Origin of the sequence: Leptothoe sp. EHU-05/26/07-4, from assembly GCF_043421015.1 — a bacterium.
Taxonomy (GTDB): Bacteria; Cyanobacteriota; Cyanobacteriia; order Phormidesmidales; family Phormidesmidaceae; genus Leptothoe; species Leptothoe turfae.
Genome location: NZ_JAXSQV010000009.1, coordinates 113093 through 131132, shown reverse-complemented (window position 1 = coordinate 131132; position 18040 = coordinate 113093). Strand labels below are relative to the sequence as shown.

General features: G+C 50.4%; 1 protein-coding gene. It reads left to right on the top strand.

Going from position 1 to position 18040, the window contains the following annotated elements; translation table 11 throughout:
• Positions 1 to 155: 155 nt before the first annotated feature.
• Entirely contained in the window at positions 156 to 18038 is a 17883-nt protein-coding gene (locus tag U2F10_RS35085; RefSeq protein WP_499874780.1) for an SDR family NAD(P)-dependent oxidoreductase, read from the top strand.
• Positions 18039 to 18040: the final 2 nt, after the last annotated feature.

The following is an 18040-nucleotide window of genomic DNA, read 5'->3' as shown; positions in this document are numbered from 1 at the left end:
GATCCAGTCTTAAAAAAATTTAGTATTTGCAAGCTGTGCGCTGGCCAATCTTGAGTTTTAAGTTGAAAATTTTAGAAATTCTATAGTTTGTTGTTTCGTTCTCAGATTGAGAACGATGGATAGGGCACGCTGTTGTAGATCATTCTGATAAACCCATGGAACTCCCAGGTTCTTCTAATCTTATTGAATTACTAAGCTATCGTGCTGCCTATCAACCAGATCAAACGGCATATACGTTTCTGCAGGATGGGGAAGTAGAGTCTGACCAGCTCAGTTATCAAGAATTAGAACAACAGGCTCAGGCGATCGCAAGGCAATTATTGCAAATTACGCAACCTGGAGCGCGCGCCTTACTCTTATATCCTCCAAGTTTAAAGTTTATAACAGCATTTTTGGGGTGTTTATACGCAGGTATTGTTGCGGTGCCTGCCAATCCGCCGCGACGAAAGCAGCGGCGGTCGCGCTTGGGTGCGATCGCAAACGATGCCCAACCTGCAGTTGTACTCACCACAACCAACATTTGGCAACAGCTCCAAAAACAAAGTGCAGACTATTCTCACATTACCCATTTAGCGGTTTTAATCACGGAAGATATCAAGCCTTCTCAATCGCTGGGTTCCTTGGCAATCCCTGCCATCACTGCCGATACCCTGGCGTTCTTGCAATACACCTCAGGCTCCACCGGGCAACCCAAAGGAGTGATGGTTAGCCATGGGAATGTGCTCCACAATAGCAAACTGATTCAAGCGGTTACCCATAGTTCTGCTGCCAGTCGATCCGTGTCTTGGCTGCCTGTTTATCACGACATGGGGTTGATTAACGGTATTTTTCAGCCGCTGTATGTGGGTTGTCAGTCAATCTTAATGTCACCCACTGCCTTTTTGCAGAAGCCCGTGCGCTGGCTGCAGGCAATCAGTAAGTTTCGGGGCACCCATGGGGGGGCACCGGATTTTGCCTACCAACTCTGTGTACAAAAAATTCGACCTGAGCAAAAGGCAGAGCTGGATTTGAGTAGCTGGACGGTAGCCTACAATGGCGCTGAACCCATTCGAGCGCAAATCATGGCTGAGTTTGCTGCTGCTTTTAAGGATTGTGGGTTTCAGCAACGGGCCTTTATGCCCTGTTATGGTTTGGCGGAAGCGACATTAGGGGTCAGTTGGCACCCCATTGACCAGGTACCAAAGGCTTTGACCGTCAGTACCTCAAGGTTGACTGCGGGACAGATTGAGGTAGTGGTCGAGACTGGGTCACCTCAGACTCAGACTCAATCATTGGTGAGCTGCGGTATTCCTCCTTCAGACTTGAATGTGCGTATTGTTAATCCCCAAACTGGGCAACGTTGTGCTGAGGGAGAGATCGGTGAGATTTGGCTGGCGGGTGAAAGTGTTGCCCAGGGGTATTGGCAACAATCAGACGCAACTCAGCTAACGTTTCAGGCCTATCTAGAGGAGAGCGAGGAAGGGCCTTTTTTGCGAACGGGTGATTTGGGTGGTCTGGTGGCAGGGGAACTGATTATCACTGGACGTCTAAAAGACCTGATCATTATTCGGGGACAAAATTACTATCCCCAAGATATTGAGCAAGTTGCTGAAGCGAGTCATCCAGCACTGCAACCTGGTGGTGGGGCGGCATTTTCTGTTGAGGTGGGAGAACAGGCGCAGCTGGTTGTTCTCCATGAAGTAAAACGCAGTTACCTGCGTCAGCTCAATGGCCCTGAGGTGATCAATGCGATGCGGCGGGCCATATCAGAAACCTTTGACCTGCAGGTCCAAAGTGTTTTGTTGCTCAAACCCAACGGTATTTTAAAGACGTCAAGCGGCAAGATTCAGCGACGCGCCTGCCGCAGCGCATTCTTAAATGGAAGTTTGACGGCGGTGGCCCATGAAGAGTTTGAGGATGTTAAAGAGACTCAACCAATGGCAGCCCCCCATGCCGAGTGGCACACGTCTGCCCCAACGACCCAAGACAATAATTCTCATCCCACCGCGTCACAGATTCATCAATGGTTGGTTACTCAGTTAGCTCAACACCTGAACCTTGAGCCTGGTCAAATCATTGGAGACAGACCACTGGCAGAATATGGTCTCAATTCGGCAACCGCTGTGGGAGTATCAGGAGAATTGCAGGACTGGTTGCAGCGACCGTTACCGGTCACTCTGTTGTATGACTATCCCACCATTGCGGCTCTATCCGAATATCTAAGTGAACCAACGTCCGAAAAAGGCAATGTTCCTACAAAGCTTAGGGGGAGTAAAGGGGCAACGGAGACGCTCACATCTGAGATCGCAATTATTGGCATCGGCTGTCGATTTCCCAACAACATCAATAATGCCGAAGACTTCTGGCAATTGTTGCAGGGGGCTGACGATGTGATCACAACCGTACCATCCACCCGTTGGGCGATTGACAGTTACCCTGGTACCACCCATTATGGTGGTTTTCTTGAACAAGTAGACATATTTGATGCATCGTTTTTCGGTATTGCACCCCGAGAAGCGATCAGTCTAGATCCGCAGCAACGACTGTTGCTAGAAGTGAGTTGGGAAGCCATTGAAGATTCTGTTCAAGCTCCTAGCAGACTCTCCGGGAGAGAGATTGGTGTCTTTATTGGCATTAGCACCCATGACTATACCCGGCTGCTAGAACAAGCTGGAGAAGTGGGCCCCTACTTTGGCACCGGGAACGCCTTTAGTACCGCTGCTGGAAGACTGTCCTATAGTTTGGGCTTGACAGGCCCTAGTGTAGCAATTGACACGGCCTGTTCTTCATCCTTAGTGGCCGTTCATAATGCTTGTCAAAGCTTGCGTCTGGGAGAATGTGAACAGGCTCTGGCAGGCGGTGTCAATCTAATTTTGACCGCTGAGAACAGTGTTGCCCTCTCTGAGGCACAAATGTTAACGCCTGATGGTAAATGCAAAACCTTTGATGCTGACGCCAATGGATATGTTCGCGGAGAAGGTTGCGGCGTGATTCTCCTGAAGCGATTGTCGGATGCATTGAAGGATGGCGATCCAATTCATGCAATTATTCGTGGGTCAGCGGTGAACCAGGATGGTCGCAGCAATGGATTAACGGCCCCTAATGGTTTAGCTCAGCAACAGGTGATCCAGTCAGCCTTGTTGGATGCAGGCGTAATGCCCGCAGAGATTGATTACGTTGAAGCCCATGGCACTGGAACAGCGTTGGGAGATCCCATTGAGTTAACTGCTATACAAACAGTCATGGCTGCAGGGCAATCGTCGGATCAAACATCGGATCAAGCATCGGATCAAGAACAGCAGCCCCTATGGGTGGGGTCAGTGAAAACAAATCTAGGTCATCTGGAGGCGGCAGCTGGGATTGCTGGGTTGATTAAGGTGGTGCAATCCTTGCAACATGGTCAGATTCCGGCTCATTTGCATCTACAGCAACCCACACCCCATTTCGATTGGAATGGTTTACAAGTACCGACTCAAACGAGACCATGGCCGGAGCATCAGACCGGGTCTTGGAAAGCCGGAGTGAGTTCGTTTGGCTTTAGTGGGACCAATGCCCATGTTGTTTTAGAAGCGGTTTCGGAAAAGCCTTCTAGTATCACTTCCCCAGGTATCGACCGTCCGTTACACCTGTTGGGATTATCTGCTGCTACCCCTGAAGCGTTATCAGAGCTATGCCAAAAGTACTGTGACTATCTTGTCACTCATCCAGAGATTAATTTAGCCGATCTTTGCTTTAGCGCTAATGCAGGTCGATCTCACTTTAGACAGCGGTTAGCGCTAACCGCTGTCTCTGTACCCGAGCTGGTAAAGCAATTAAGAAATAACAGCCAGGCATCAGCGACAGTAGGGAATGGAAGCAGAGCAGGCGTTCAACAGACTCCCAACGTCGCCTTTCTGTTTACTGGTCAAGGTTCCCAGTATGCAGAGATGGGACGAGAACTATATGAGACCCAACCACTATTCCGGCAGATTCTCGACCACTGTAACAACAGTCTACGCCCTTATCTAGATCTAGATATTCTCCAAATCCTTTACCCGAATATATCGGAAGAAGGGAAGGCACAAGGCCAGCCCCTACACATTGATCCAAGGCAGGCACAAGGCCAGCCCCTACACATTGATCCAAGGCAGGCACAAGGCCAGCCCCTACAGTCTGATTACACATCTCCCCTTAACCAAACTGCCTATACCCAACCCATTCTGTTTGCCCTGGAATATGCTCTGTATCAACTCTGGCAATCTTGGGGCATTACACCCAAAGTAGTCATGGGTCACAGTATTGGCGAAATTGTCGCCGCCTGTGTCGCTGGCGTCTTTAGCTTAGAAGATGGCTTGAAACTCAGTGCCATGCGAGGTCAGCTGATGCAGCAGTTGCCCGCTGGTGGAGCCATGGTTTCGGTAATGGCGGCTGTGGGGCAGGTTAAATCTGTGTTGGCGGCTAAGGATGACGTGACAATTGCCGCCATTAATGGTCCTGAGAGTACGGTGATCTCAGGGGAAGAATCTGCGGTTCAAGCTGTCGCGCAACAGTTGGCAGCCCAAGGAATCAAGACTAAGCAGCTTCAGGTCTCCCATGCCTTCCATTCCCCCTTAATGGCACCGATATTGGATAAGTTTGAGCAGGTGGCCAGACAGATTAGTTACTCATTACCTCAACTCAAACTGATTTCCAATGTTACAGGCCAGGTGGTCACGGATGACGTGGCAACGCCTGAGTACTGGTGTCGTCACATTCTTGCCCCGGTCAACTTTACTACTGGCATGGGATGTTTAGAGTCAGAAGAGATCAACATCTTCCTGGAATGTGGGCCTCAACCGATTCTGTTGGGCATGGGCCGACAATGTTTATCAGAGGATGGGGAGAAAGCCTGGCTACCTTCCCTTAGATCTGGTCAAAGTGACTGGCAGCAGCTACTCTCCAGTTTGGGACAGCTTTATAGTAAAGGTGTAGATATTGATTGGCCTGGCTTTGACCGGGACTATCCCCAACGTCGCAAAGTCTCTCTGCCCACCTATCCGTTCCAACGGCAACGCTATTGGGTTGATACTCCCAAACAGCAGATTCAAACTGCTTCAAACAGTAGTTCCCAGGTCACTGAACTGTTAGACCAAGGAGATATCTCTCAACTCAACCAGCTGCTCTCAACCCAGAATCATTCTCCTATTGCTACAGAGACAATAGAACAGTTGGTCAAAGTCCATCAGCAACAACTGGCTGCTCAATCGGTCCAGGATTTGCTGTATGAAGTCCAGTGGCAGCAGCAAGCAGCTCCTGCTATAGACGAATATCAGCCTCACCACTGGCTAATTTTTACTCAATCTGTGGAGCTAGGGGATGCGATCGCATCCCAATTACACCACCATGGCCAAACCAGTACGTTGGTGACTTTAGCAGAGGAACTGCCCCAGAACAATGACCACGTTAACTATGTTCTGCAGCCGGATAGTCCTGATGCCTATGCCCGACTATGGACCCACCTAAGCCAGACCAACACCTTGCCAGTTGCCGGTATTCTTTGGCTCCGGAGTCTGGAAGAGATTAATTTAACAGACCTTACTGCAGATGTTCTAGATAGAACAGTCAACCAGCAATGCACCGAATTGCTACAGCTAATGCAAAGCATGGTAACGCAACCTGAACTCTCCCAAACCAGGTTGTGGGTAGTGACCCAGCAGGGGGTGGCCTTGGGGACAGACCTGCCTGCTATTGTTCAGGCTCCTGTGCGCGGCATAGGTCGCATCTTCGGCCTGGAACATCCCCACCAATGGGGCGGCCTCATCGACCTGGATAGTCAGACTGCGATGGAGCAACAGGCGCAATGTCTGAGCACCGAAGTCTTAACCAATCACACGGAAGAACAAGTTGCCTATCGCAGGAATCATCAACGTTATGTGGCCAGGCTGGTACGCACTCAGCCTAAACCAGATACCCCATTAACAATTGATCCGGAGAGTAGCTATTTGCTCAGTGGCGGCCTGGGTGGTTTGGGGCTGACTGTGGCCCAATGGCTGGTGGAACAAGGGGCTCGTTATCTGGTTCTCGTAAGTCGACAGGGGGCCAATACCCCAGAAAAAGAAGCCGTCATTGCCCAGTTGCGATCGCTCGGTTGTCAGGTTGTTATGCCTATAGTGGACATCAATGACACCATGGCATTGCAAACAACCTTGTCCCCATTATCCGAGTCATGGCCACCCATGCGAGGGGTGATCCATGCCGCTGGGATTGATGGTGGCTTACATCCCATTGAGTCATTGAACCAGTCCACACTGGCGAAGACGTTAGCTCCTAAGGTAAAAGGCAGCTGGAATCTGCATCAACTGAGTTTGGAATGGGATTTAGACTTTTTCGTCAACTTCAGTTCGATTGCTGCCGTTTGGGGGTCGGCGCATCAGGCCCATTATGGGGCCGCCAATGAATTTCAGAATCTGTTGAGTCACTATCAACATAGTCAGGGGGTTCCCAGTCTGACGGTACATTGGTCTGCGATCGCAGGCAGTGGCATGGTGAACCAGGCTGACGCCTCCCAGGTAAAACGACTCTCTGAAATTGGCATTACTCCTCTGTCATTGCCCCAAATGACAGCTACCTTAGGACAGTTGCTCAGCACTTCAGCGCAGCAATGTGTAGTGGCCGCCGTGGACTGGCAACAATTCAATGCGGTTTATCAGACCGGTCGGCATCGAAGCTTATTGGACCCGTTGGTTGAACCAGAGTCGTTAGCAGCCGAGCCCCCGGTTCAGACGGATTGGATGGATCAAATTCTGTCATTGCCAAGAGCAGAACAACTTGAGCGTCTAAAGCACATCGTTCAACAAGAAGTGGCCCGTGTATTGGGACTCTCTTCCACGTCTCTGCCCGATCCTCAAGTGGGCTTTTTCGAATTGGGAATGGATTCGCTGATGGCGGTGGATCTACGCAGCCGCCTGACACAATTGTTAGGAGTGGCCTTACCCACTACGGTGGCCTTTGACTTTCCCAATATTGAACAGCTTAGCCGTTACTTGGCCAGTGAAGTACTAGAACTTACTGATCAGTCCCAGGATAAAACAACGTTACCCCCACAGCGCCAAGCATTAGATGAACCTATAGCGATTGTAGGGATGGGCTGTCGTCTGCCCGGTGGAATTGATTCACCTGAGCAATTCTGGCAGCTGCTCCAAGCCAGTGAAGATACCCGCAATGAGATTCCCCTCGAGCGCTGGGATATTGATGCTTACTATGATCCGGACCCGGAAGCCACTGGTAAGATACTCACTCGCTATGGCCACTTTGTCGAAGGTGTGGACCAATTTGACCCCAGCTTCTTTGGTATTTCTCCCCGAGAAGCCGTTGCCATCGACCCCCAACATCGATTGCTGTTAGAAGTCAGTTGGGAAGCCCTGGAGCGCGCCGGACAAAAAGTAGAGCGTCTCTCCGAAGCAATGGTGGGGGTATTTGTCGGCAATGATGGTCATGACTATGAGCAACTGCTCCAGCAACATCTGCAACAATCTCCCGACAGTCCCCTGGCGACCTACGCAGGTAGCGGCAATCATATCTCCAGTGCCGCAGGCCGACTGGCCTATACCCTGGGGTTTACCGGACCTACCATGACCCTGGATACCGCCTGTTCTTCATCCCTGGTCGCCGTCCATCAAGCCTGCAACAGTTTACGCCTGGGCGAATGTTATATGGCCCTGGCCGGTGGGGTGAAATTACATCTGACCCCCAACGCTTACATTGGCACCTCCAGAGCCAGAATGATATCGGCAGATGGTCGCTGCAAGACCTTTGATGAGAGTGCCAATGGGTATGGTCGAGGCGAGGGCTGTGGCATGATTGTGCTGAAGCGCTTGAGCGAGGCTGAACGGGATGGCGACCCGATTTTGGCGTTGATTCGCGGCAGTGCGGTAAACCAGGATGGGCCAAGCAGTGGCTTAACTGTCCCCAATGGCCAGGCACAGCAACGGTTAATCACACAAGCGTTAACCCAGGCTAAAGTACAGCCAATAGACGTAAGTTATCTAGAGGCCCATGGCACAGGCACTTCCCTGGGTGACCCCATTGAGTTGAATGCGGTCATGGCTGTTCTAGGAGAAGATCGCAACGCAACACAGCCTCTGTTGATTGGCTCGGTTAAAACCAACATTGGACATTTGGAAGCAGCGGCAGGTATCTCAGGATTGATCAAGGTGGTGCTCTCATTGCAGCACCAGCAAATTCCAGCGCACCTGCATTTGAATACGCCCAATCCAAAGATTGATTGGCAAGACTGGCTACAAGTGCCCCAAGAATTAACACCCTGGAACAGCCCAGGGCAACGGTTAGCGGGGGTAAGTGCCTTTGGTTTTACGGGGACCAATGCCCATGTGGTGATCGAAGAAGCGCCGATGCCAACGGAAATAATTCAGACCCCCGTAGACCGCCCATTACAGGTGCTGACAATATCAGCCAAGACTGAAGAGAGTTTGGTGCAGTTAGCCCAGCGCTATCATGAGTATCTCGAGAGTCACCCTCAACAATCCCTGGCAGATGTATGCTTCAGTGCCAGTACAGGACGATTGGCTCATGGCCATCGACTCGCTGTGGTAGCAGAAACCGGAACAACGGCGGCAGCGCAACTCGGCGCATTTGCTGCAGGACAAGTGGAATCGGGATTGGTTAAGGGGACTCTCAAGACAGCTGAAACACCTAAAGTTGCCATACTGTTCACCGGTCAAGGGTCACAATATGTCAATATGGCCCGAGAACTCTATAAGAGTCAGCCCACGTTTAGACTAACTTTAGACCGATGTAGCGAGATTCTCAATACCTATCTGGATAGACCTTTATTAGAAATACTCTATCCAGATGAGAGTACAGAAGTAAGCGATGCTCTATTGAATCAAACGGCATATACTCAACCGGCCCTATTTGCCATTGAGTATGCCCTCTATCAACTGTGGCATTCCTGGGGCATTGTCCCTTCTGTTGTGATGGGTCACAGTATTGGTGAACTTGTTGCAGCTTGTATTGCTGGAGTCTTTAGTCTAGAAGATGGTTTGAAACTCAGTGCCACACGGGGCAAGCTGATGCAGCAATTACCTGCGGGGGGAGCGATGGTCTCGGTGATGGCCTCTGTTGAAAGACTTAGTACTTTCATGACAGACAATGTCACCATTGCCGCTATCAATGGACCTGAGAGTACCGTTATCTCAGGTCAAGAGTCTAAGGTGCTAGACATTGCTCAACAGATTGAAACCCAGGGCATCAAGACCAAACAGCTGCAAGTCTCCCATGCCTTCCATTCGTCCTTGATGGAATCAATGCTGGACGATTTTGAGCAGTTGGCCAGACAGATTAGCTATTCACCGCCCCGACTCAAACTAATTTCCAATGTCACCGGACAGATAGTATCTGAAGAAGTCACGACCCCTGACTATTGGTGTCGGCACATTCTCTCGACCGTCAACTTTGCAGCTGGCATGGAGCGCTTGCAGCAGGAGGAAATTAATATCTTCCTGGAATGTGGACCTCAGCCGATTCTGTTGGGCATGGGACGACAATGTTTACCAGAAGATAACGAGAAAATCTGGCTACCGTCTCTCAGAGCAGGCCAAAATGATTGGCAACAGATGCTCTCTAGCTTGAGTCAGCTCCATGTTCGTGGGGTAAAGATTGATTGGATTGGTTTTGATAAAGACTATCCCCAACGCCGTAAAATTGCCTTACCCACTTATCCCTTCCAACGGCAACGTTACTGGGTTGACGTACCTAAACATCAAAGTCTGCTCGGTCAGCCCCATCATGTGCTAGTGGGCAACAAATTAGAGTTGGCCTCCACCGGACAAACGATTTACCATCAAACCATTAATCTCATCCAATATCCCTGGATCAATGATCACCGGGTTTATGATACAGCCGTCATTCCAGGGGTGAGCTATATTGCCATGACCCTGGCAACCCTTGAACTACCAGCCACGGTTGAATCTGTTAGTTTCCTTGAACCCTTATTCCTAGCCACACCCAATAGTGAACGGGAAACAGAACTGGTGATACAACCGCCTGAAGAAATGAACTCTTGTCGGGTTGATGTGTTTAGTCGGGATGCAACTCAACAAGACCAGTGGCATCAGCATGCCAGTTTGACCGTGCAGGATACCCCTCAATTGTTCTCTCCTCTGAGTGTCGATATTGCCCATTTGCAGGAACAATTAGCCCCGATTACAGCGGATACTCTAAATCAACTCTATGGCAGTATCTCTGTAACCTATGGTCCGATGCTGGCGGTAGTTCAACAGGCCTGGGTGGGGAATGGCATCGCCCTGTCTGAAATTATGGTGCCAGAGGTTCTAGCTTCCCACCTAGCCAATGAACCGATTCATCCGGTCTTGCTCGATGCCTGTACCCGTCTAACCGCAGACCTGGTTGATGTTGACCATGAGCCTGGAGTGTTCTGGGCTCCCTGGCAGGTAGACGAGGTAACCCTGATGCGTCCTGCCCCTCAACGTTTCTATGCCTATGTGAATCAGGCCACACGCATCAATGAACAGTTGCAAACCCGTGCCTATGACATTCATCTACTCGATGAGACTGGTCAGGCTTTTGGTCGTATTGATGGGTTTACCCTCAAGCGTGCGCCACGGGAGCGTTTCTTAAAGTACTTGCAAGCGGATACCAGTCAATATCTCTATCAATTGCAATGGCAGGCGTTAGACCTTCAACCTCAATCAATATTATCTGAGGCGGGTACCTGGTTATTGTTGGTACCTACTGCGCAGTGGGCAGAACAACTAAAAGAAACACTGGTTCAAAAAGGTCAGTCCTGTGTAGTGGTCTCCCTTGGCACAACGTTCCAGCAGTTGGATGACCATCACTATCAGGTCTGTCCCAACCAAGACGATGGGTTTGAGCGACTCTTTCAACAGCTTAATGAGCAAAGTATCGCGCTACAAGGTATTGTGCATTTGTGGAGCTTAACCAGCCACATGGAGGACTTAGCCGACAGCCTGAAGATAACCTGTGGCACTACTCTGCAGTTGTTGCAGGCATTGAGATCACAGGAAAAATCTCCTGCCCTATGGCTGGTTACCCAGGGTAGTCAGTGTTTGGACAGAGAACAGATTCCTCAAATCCAGCAAACTCCACTGTGGGGCCTGGGTCGGGTGATTGCGCTAGAACATCCTGAATTGCATTGTCACTTACTTGATTTGGATGAGGAGTCTGCCATTGCGGAAGCGGTGCAAATTTTGGTGCATGAAGCATTGAGTGCTGACGCAGAGAATCTGGTGGCCTATAACCAGAACCAACGACATGTTGCTCGATTGAAACCCTATGTTGCTGATGTAGAAACCGCCCTTGCTTCTAATCAAGAGAATTGGGTGCAACCGGATGCCAGTTACTTAATTACCGGAGGTTTGGGCGCACTGGGTCTCCAGGTTGCCCAATGGCTGGGAGAATCCGGTGCCACCTCCCTGGTGCTGATGGGAAGACGAGAGCCCTCGGAGACGGCTGCAGCCATCATCCATGATCTCAAGCAAGTCGGGGTAACTGTTTCGGTGGTCCAGGCGGATGTGGCGAATGCTGTTGATGTAGCTACGGTTCTGGATGACATTGACACCCAGTTACCCCCATTAAAAGGCATTATTCATGCGGCTGGGGTATTGGCCGATGGTCTGCTGCAAAATCAGAGCTGGTCACAGTTTGAACAAGTGATGGCGGCCAAAGTGTTGGGCAGTTGGCATCTCCATCAATTAACTCAGAAGAGACCGTTAGACTTTTTTGTTTGCTTCTCGTCAGCCGCTTCGTTACTCGGTTCCTTGGGACAAGGGAATTACGCTGCTGCTAATGCCTTTATGGATGGCTTAGCCCATTATCGTCGTGCCCAGGGATTACCGGGCCTGAGTATTAATTGGGGACCCTGGGCAGGGGATGGAATGGCCGCTCAGCTGAACAATTCACAGCTAAGCCGTTTCGAGAAAGCCGGATTCCAACCCTTGAACTTTGAGGTAGGGATCTCCATTTTGCAACAGTGTCTTCAGCTTGAGCTGCCTCAAGTGGGAGTACTGCCCATCAATTGGTCGCAGTGGTCAGCCCAGGGAACAACGGCTACTCAGATGCCGTTGCTGAGAGCAGTGCTTCCTAACAGTTCAAAATCCTCTCAGACAGGGTGGTTACGTCAGCAGTTAGAGACTGTCCCCATGGAACAGCGTCGTGCTTTGTTGATGGACCAGGTGCAGTTACAAGTAGCTCAGATCCTCGGTATTACCGATTCAACCACCCTGGATGTCCACACTGGCTTATTTGACATGGGGATAGATTCCCTGATGATCCTGGAACTGAACAATCGACTACAGACCTGCTTAGGCTGTCAATTGTCGGCTACGGATCTGTTTGACTACAACACCCTGGATGACCTGGTAAATTATCTCGTTCAAGATGTTTTGCAATGGAGTGAGGAGAATCTGGAGAGTCAGCGTCAGACATCGGCTGAGGAACCCAGGAGAGATATGGCCGCATCTGATGGTGCGGCACACTATAGCACTGAACCCATTGCCATCATCGGCTTGGGGTGTCGTTTCCCACAAGCCACCAATCCAACTGACTTTTGGCAGCTGCTAGAGCGGGGAATTGATACCGTCACTGAGGTGCCTGCAGATCGTTGGGACATTGAACAATATTACGATCCTGACCCAGATGTACCTGGCAAGATGTATACCCGCTACGCCAGTTTTCTCTCCGATGTCGATCAATTTGATGCAGCCTTTTTCAAGATCTCTCCCCGTGAAGCCAGGAGTCTTGACCCTCAACATCGATTGCTATTGGAAGTATGTTGGGAAAGCCTAGAAGATGCCGGGGTGTCGCCGCTCTCATTGAAAGGGACTCAAACCGGAGTATTCATTGGCATGATGACCCACGACTATGGACACTTGGCTGCCCAGACCGTAGACGTTCATACTGGTTCTGGCAACGGTGCACCCCTGGCAGCAGGTCGGATTGCCTATACCTTGGGTCTCAATGGACCCACATTGACCGTCGAAACAGCCTGTTCTTCGTCTCTGGTAGCTTGTCATCTAGCCTGTCAGAGTTTACGTAATCAGGAGAGTAACCTGGCCTTAGTGGGTGGGGTTAACCTGATGCTGACACCCGAGATGAGTGTGCTCGAAGCCCAAGCCCAGATGAATTCACCGGATGGTCGGTGTAAAACCTTTGATAATAGTGCCGATGGGTATGGGCGTGGTGAAGGCTGCGGCATTGTTGTTCTTAAGCGCCTGAGTGATGCCCAAGCGGATGGCGATCAAATTTTGGCTCTAGTTCGGGGCTCTGCCGTCAATCACGATGGTTCTAGCAGTGGTTTGACGGTACCCAACGGATTAGCTCAAAAAACGTTGATAGAACAGGCCCTTATCAATGCCAATGTGCAAGCCACTCAAGTCGACTATGTGGAATGCCATGGGACCGGAACCGCGTTAGGAGATCCCATTGAAATCAATTCGTTGGTGAAAGCCTATGGCAAACATCGTGACCAGTTCTCTCCGATAATGATTGGTTCGGTTAAAACCAATATTGGCCATACCGAAGGGGCAGCGGGCATTGCTGGGTTAATCAAAGTGATTCTCTCTTTACAGCATGAGAAGATTCCGCCCCATCTACATCTAAAGCAACCCAATCAACGCATTGCCTGGGACGAAATCCCTGTTGTTGTACCAACAACAATACAGTCCTGGCAGCGTGGAGAGAAATTTAGACTAGCAGGGGTGAGTTCCTTTGGTCTCAGTGGTACCAATGTCCATGTAATTGTGGAAGAAGCACCTGATACTGTGCCCGTGTCAGAATCCATGGAGCGCCCTTGGCATATACTGACCCTGGCAGCCAAAACAGAGAAAGCCTTACAGGACCTGGTTGGACAATATGAGACATATATCAACCATCGTCCAGAGTTAACACTGTCAGACATTTGTTACACGGTGAACACGGGACGAGCCCATTTCAAATACCGTCTGGCTGTAGCTGGGACGTCTTTAGTTGAGGTGTCTGATCAACTGAAACAGCTGAGAGAATCAAATCAGAGAGACGATATCCGTTTAGGACAATCTGGCAATAGTAAGGCTTCACGGTTGGCCATGTTGTTCACTGGCCAGGGGGCACAGTCTGTCAATATGGCTCGTGAGCTATATGAGACTCAACCGACATTCAAACAAAGTCTTGATCAATGTAGTGAAATTCTTAATGCCTATTTAGAGAGACCATTATTGAATGTGCTCTATCCGGATCAGGGCAATATTCCAGACAATGCTCAAGACAATGATTTGCTGAATCAAACGGCGTATACTCAACCGGCCCTGTTTGCGATTGAATATGCCCTGTATCAACTGTGGCAATCTTGGGGAATTAAGCCATCTGTGGTGATGGGCCATAGTATCGGTGAGATAGTGGCCGCCTGCGTTGCGGATGTCTTTAGCCTGGAAGATGGTTTGAAGCTGACTGCAATGCGGGGGCAGTTGATGCAGCAGTTGCCTTCAGGTGGGGCCATGGTTTCGGTGATGGCCTCTCCCGAACAGGTGAATAAACTGATGGTGGAGCATGTCACCATTGCCGCCATCAATGGACCGGAGAGTACGGTGATATCAGGAGAAGAGTCAGCTGTTCTTGCCATTGCGCACCAGTTAGAAACCCAGGGCATTAAGACTAAACAGCTACAGGTCTCCCATGCTTTCCACTCCCCACTAATGGCTCCGATGCTGGCTGAATTTGAGCAGGTGGCCCGGCAGATCAGCTATTCGCTGCCCAAGCTTAAACTAATTTCCAATGTCACTGGTCAGGTGGTTACTGATGATGTCGCTACCCCTGAGTACTGGTGTGACCATGTCCTGGCCCCCGTCAACTTTGTTGCTGGCATGGAGCGTTTACGGCAAGAGGAGATTGATATTTTCCTTGAATGTGGACCTCGACCGATCCTGTTAGGGATGGCACGTCAATGCTTGTCGGACGATAGTGCGAAGGTTTGGTTGCCATCCCTTAGATCTAGCCAAAGTGATTGGCAGCAAATGCTAGCCAGTCTGAGAGAATTGTATGTCCGAGGTTGGGACATCGATTGGGCAGGCTTTGATCAAGCCTATCCTCAACGGCGCAAAGTATCCTTACCCACCTACCCATTTCAACGACAACGTTACTGGGTAGAGACCGCTATAAATGCGACTGTCCATGGCAGTTCACTATCTCAATCAGCGGCTTCTTTAGGGACACACCATCCGCTAATTGCTCAAAAATTCCAATCTCCCTTAAGCAAGGATATCTTCTTCGAATCGCACTTTAGTGTTGAATCAATTCCTTTCCTAGCTGACCACAGAGTATTTCAGCAAGTGGTTGTGCCTGGGGCGTGTTATCTCTCACTCCTGTTAGCGGCTGCCCGCCTCACATTTCCCCAAGGAACATTCCAGATGACCCAGGTGCTCTTTCCCCAAGCCCTGGCCATTGCTGAGGAGCAAGCGCGCACCGTGCAAACTGTTTTGACGCCTCACCAGGAAGGTTGGGAGTTTCAAGTCATTAGCTTTAACCCTTCGTCCAGCGATAGCCCCAGTGCCCTACAGGGCGATGACCATGGGATTCATTCAACCGGAATCTTATCGACGTCCAGTACCAATGGCGAATTTAGCTGGATTGAAATTCAGGCTATTCAGGACCGATGTACCCAGCAGGTAGCCGGGGCTGCCATCTATGAAAGCCTGGATCAACGACATATTCAGTTGGGAACACGTTTTCAGTGGATGGAAACAGCCTGGGTAGGCCAGGGTGAGGTGTTAGGGCAGTTAGTCCGCCCCGACGGAGTGCAGGATGATGGCTATGAGCTTTATCCAGGATTGCTGGATGCTTGTTTCCAGGCATTGGTTGCCGTTGGCATCGCTGAAGGTGCGGAGGAAACTATGCAAGGAACGTGGGTGCCATTTCAGATGGAGCGATTCTCCTATTTTGCCCGTCCCCAGGGAGAGCGGTTATGGTGTCATGGTCAGTTGGATCCGGAAAAAGAGATATCGGCTGATCAGCAGGTCTGGAATTTGCAGCTGTTGGATACCAGTGGGCAGGTGGTGGCTCGCATCAACGGATTTGAGGTGAGGCAAGCCAGCCGAGAGGTGATTCTGGGGACGTTACAAGACAATCTTCAGGACTGGCTCTATGAAATCGACTGGCAACCGTCAAAGATAGAGGAGATTACTGTTGACCAAGAGTCAGGGACCTGGCTAATGTTTGTGCCTGCAGGAACCTGGGGAGAACAGTTGACCGCTGTGATGGCGCAACAGCAACAGCACTGTATTTGTGTTTCACCAGGAGACGATTTTCAGCAGTTAGCAACAGACCACTATCAGGTATGCCCAACCCAGGCTAAGTCATTTCAACAGTTACTAAGGACGATTGCCCAGGCTACCCCTAATCTCAAAGGGGTTGTCCACCTGTGGAGTTTAGAGAGTGATTTAGAAAACCTTGAGGATTCAGAAGATGTATTTGCGAGTCTACAGTTGAGTTGTGAAAGTGCGCTGTATCTGGTGCAGGCGCTAGCATCTGAATTGATAGATGAGCCGCCCCCACTATGGCTAGTGACTCAAAATGCTCAAAGTTTGGGCAATACCCATCAAGTTCAGCAGACTCCACTGTGGGGATTGGGACAGGTTGTGGCGTTAGAGCAGCCCGAGTTGCAGTGTCGACTGCTGAATTTAGAAACGGCTTCGTTAAAAGAAGGCAATTGGTCTGTGCTGATTCAGGAATTGTTAAATGCTGACTCCGAAAACCGCATTGCCTATCACCAGGGACAGCGCCATGGGGCAAGACTGAGGCAAGTAAACGCGAAATCGCCTGACAGCGCAGTTCAGATTGTTCAACCCCAAGCCAGTTACTTAATTACAGGAGGCTTGGGAGCTCTGGGGTTGCAAGTGGCCCAGTGGTTGGCACAGCAGGGGGCAGAGTCGCTGGTGCTGATGGGGCGACGGTCTCCATCGGAGATGGCTCAAGCGATGATTGAGGATTTGGAAAAAACTGGCATTAAAGTATCTATTGTGCAGGGAGATATTGCTCAGAAAGAGTCTCTTGCGAATATTCTGGGTGAGATTGATCAACAGCTGCCACCTTTACGAGGTATTGTTCATGCCGCTGGAGTTTTGGACGATGGCTTGCTACAGAATCAAACCTGGTCACGTTTTGAACAGGTGATGGCGGCCAAGGTGAAAGGCAGCTGGCATCTCCATTGTTTAACTCAAGATAAGCCGCTGGACTTTTTTATTCTGTTCTCTTCGGCGGCGTCCCTCTTGGGTGCCCCTGGTCAGGGAAATTATGCAGCGGCAAATGCCTTTATGGATGGGTTGGCCCATTATCGCCATGGTCAAGGATTGCCTGCCTTAAGCCTGAATTGGGGACCCTGGGCGACGGGGGGCATGGCACAGCATCTGGAAAAACCTCAACTAGACCGTTTACAGCATTTAGGATTCCAGTCCATTGATATTGATCGGGGCATGGGAGCCATGGCGATAGCCCTCCAGTTGAATCAGCCTCAAGTTGGGGTGATCTCTGTGAACTGGTCCCAATGGTTCGGCCAAACCTCAATGGGAGCAACAGTGGGAACAACAATGCCCGTGCTTAAGGATGTAGCCCCGCTTAAGTCTCCAGGTCTCCAGGAAGGGTGGTTGATTCGGCAGTTGGAAGCGTTGCCTCGGGCCCAGCGTCGTCAGTTTTTGATTGAACGGGTGCGATCGCAATTAGCCCAGGTCCTCGGTATATCAGATCCCACCCAAATCGAACCACAGGCCGGCCTGTTTGATTTAGGCATCGATTCACTCATGATTGCCGAACTCAGACAATGGCTACAGACAGGCTTAAGCTATCGACTGTCCGCAACAGCCCTGTTTAACTACAACAATATTGAAGATTTAGTCGAATACCTGACCCAACAGCTACCGGTATTGGCGAAGGATGAGATACCCGACGATCCACCACCTGCTGCAGCGGGGCCAGATGACTTAGACAACTATGCTGAGGCGCTGGATGATCTTTCAGAAGACGAACTGGCGGCCATGCTCGGCCAAACACTCAGCGAAATTCAAGCGGAGGTATAGGG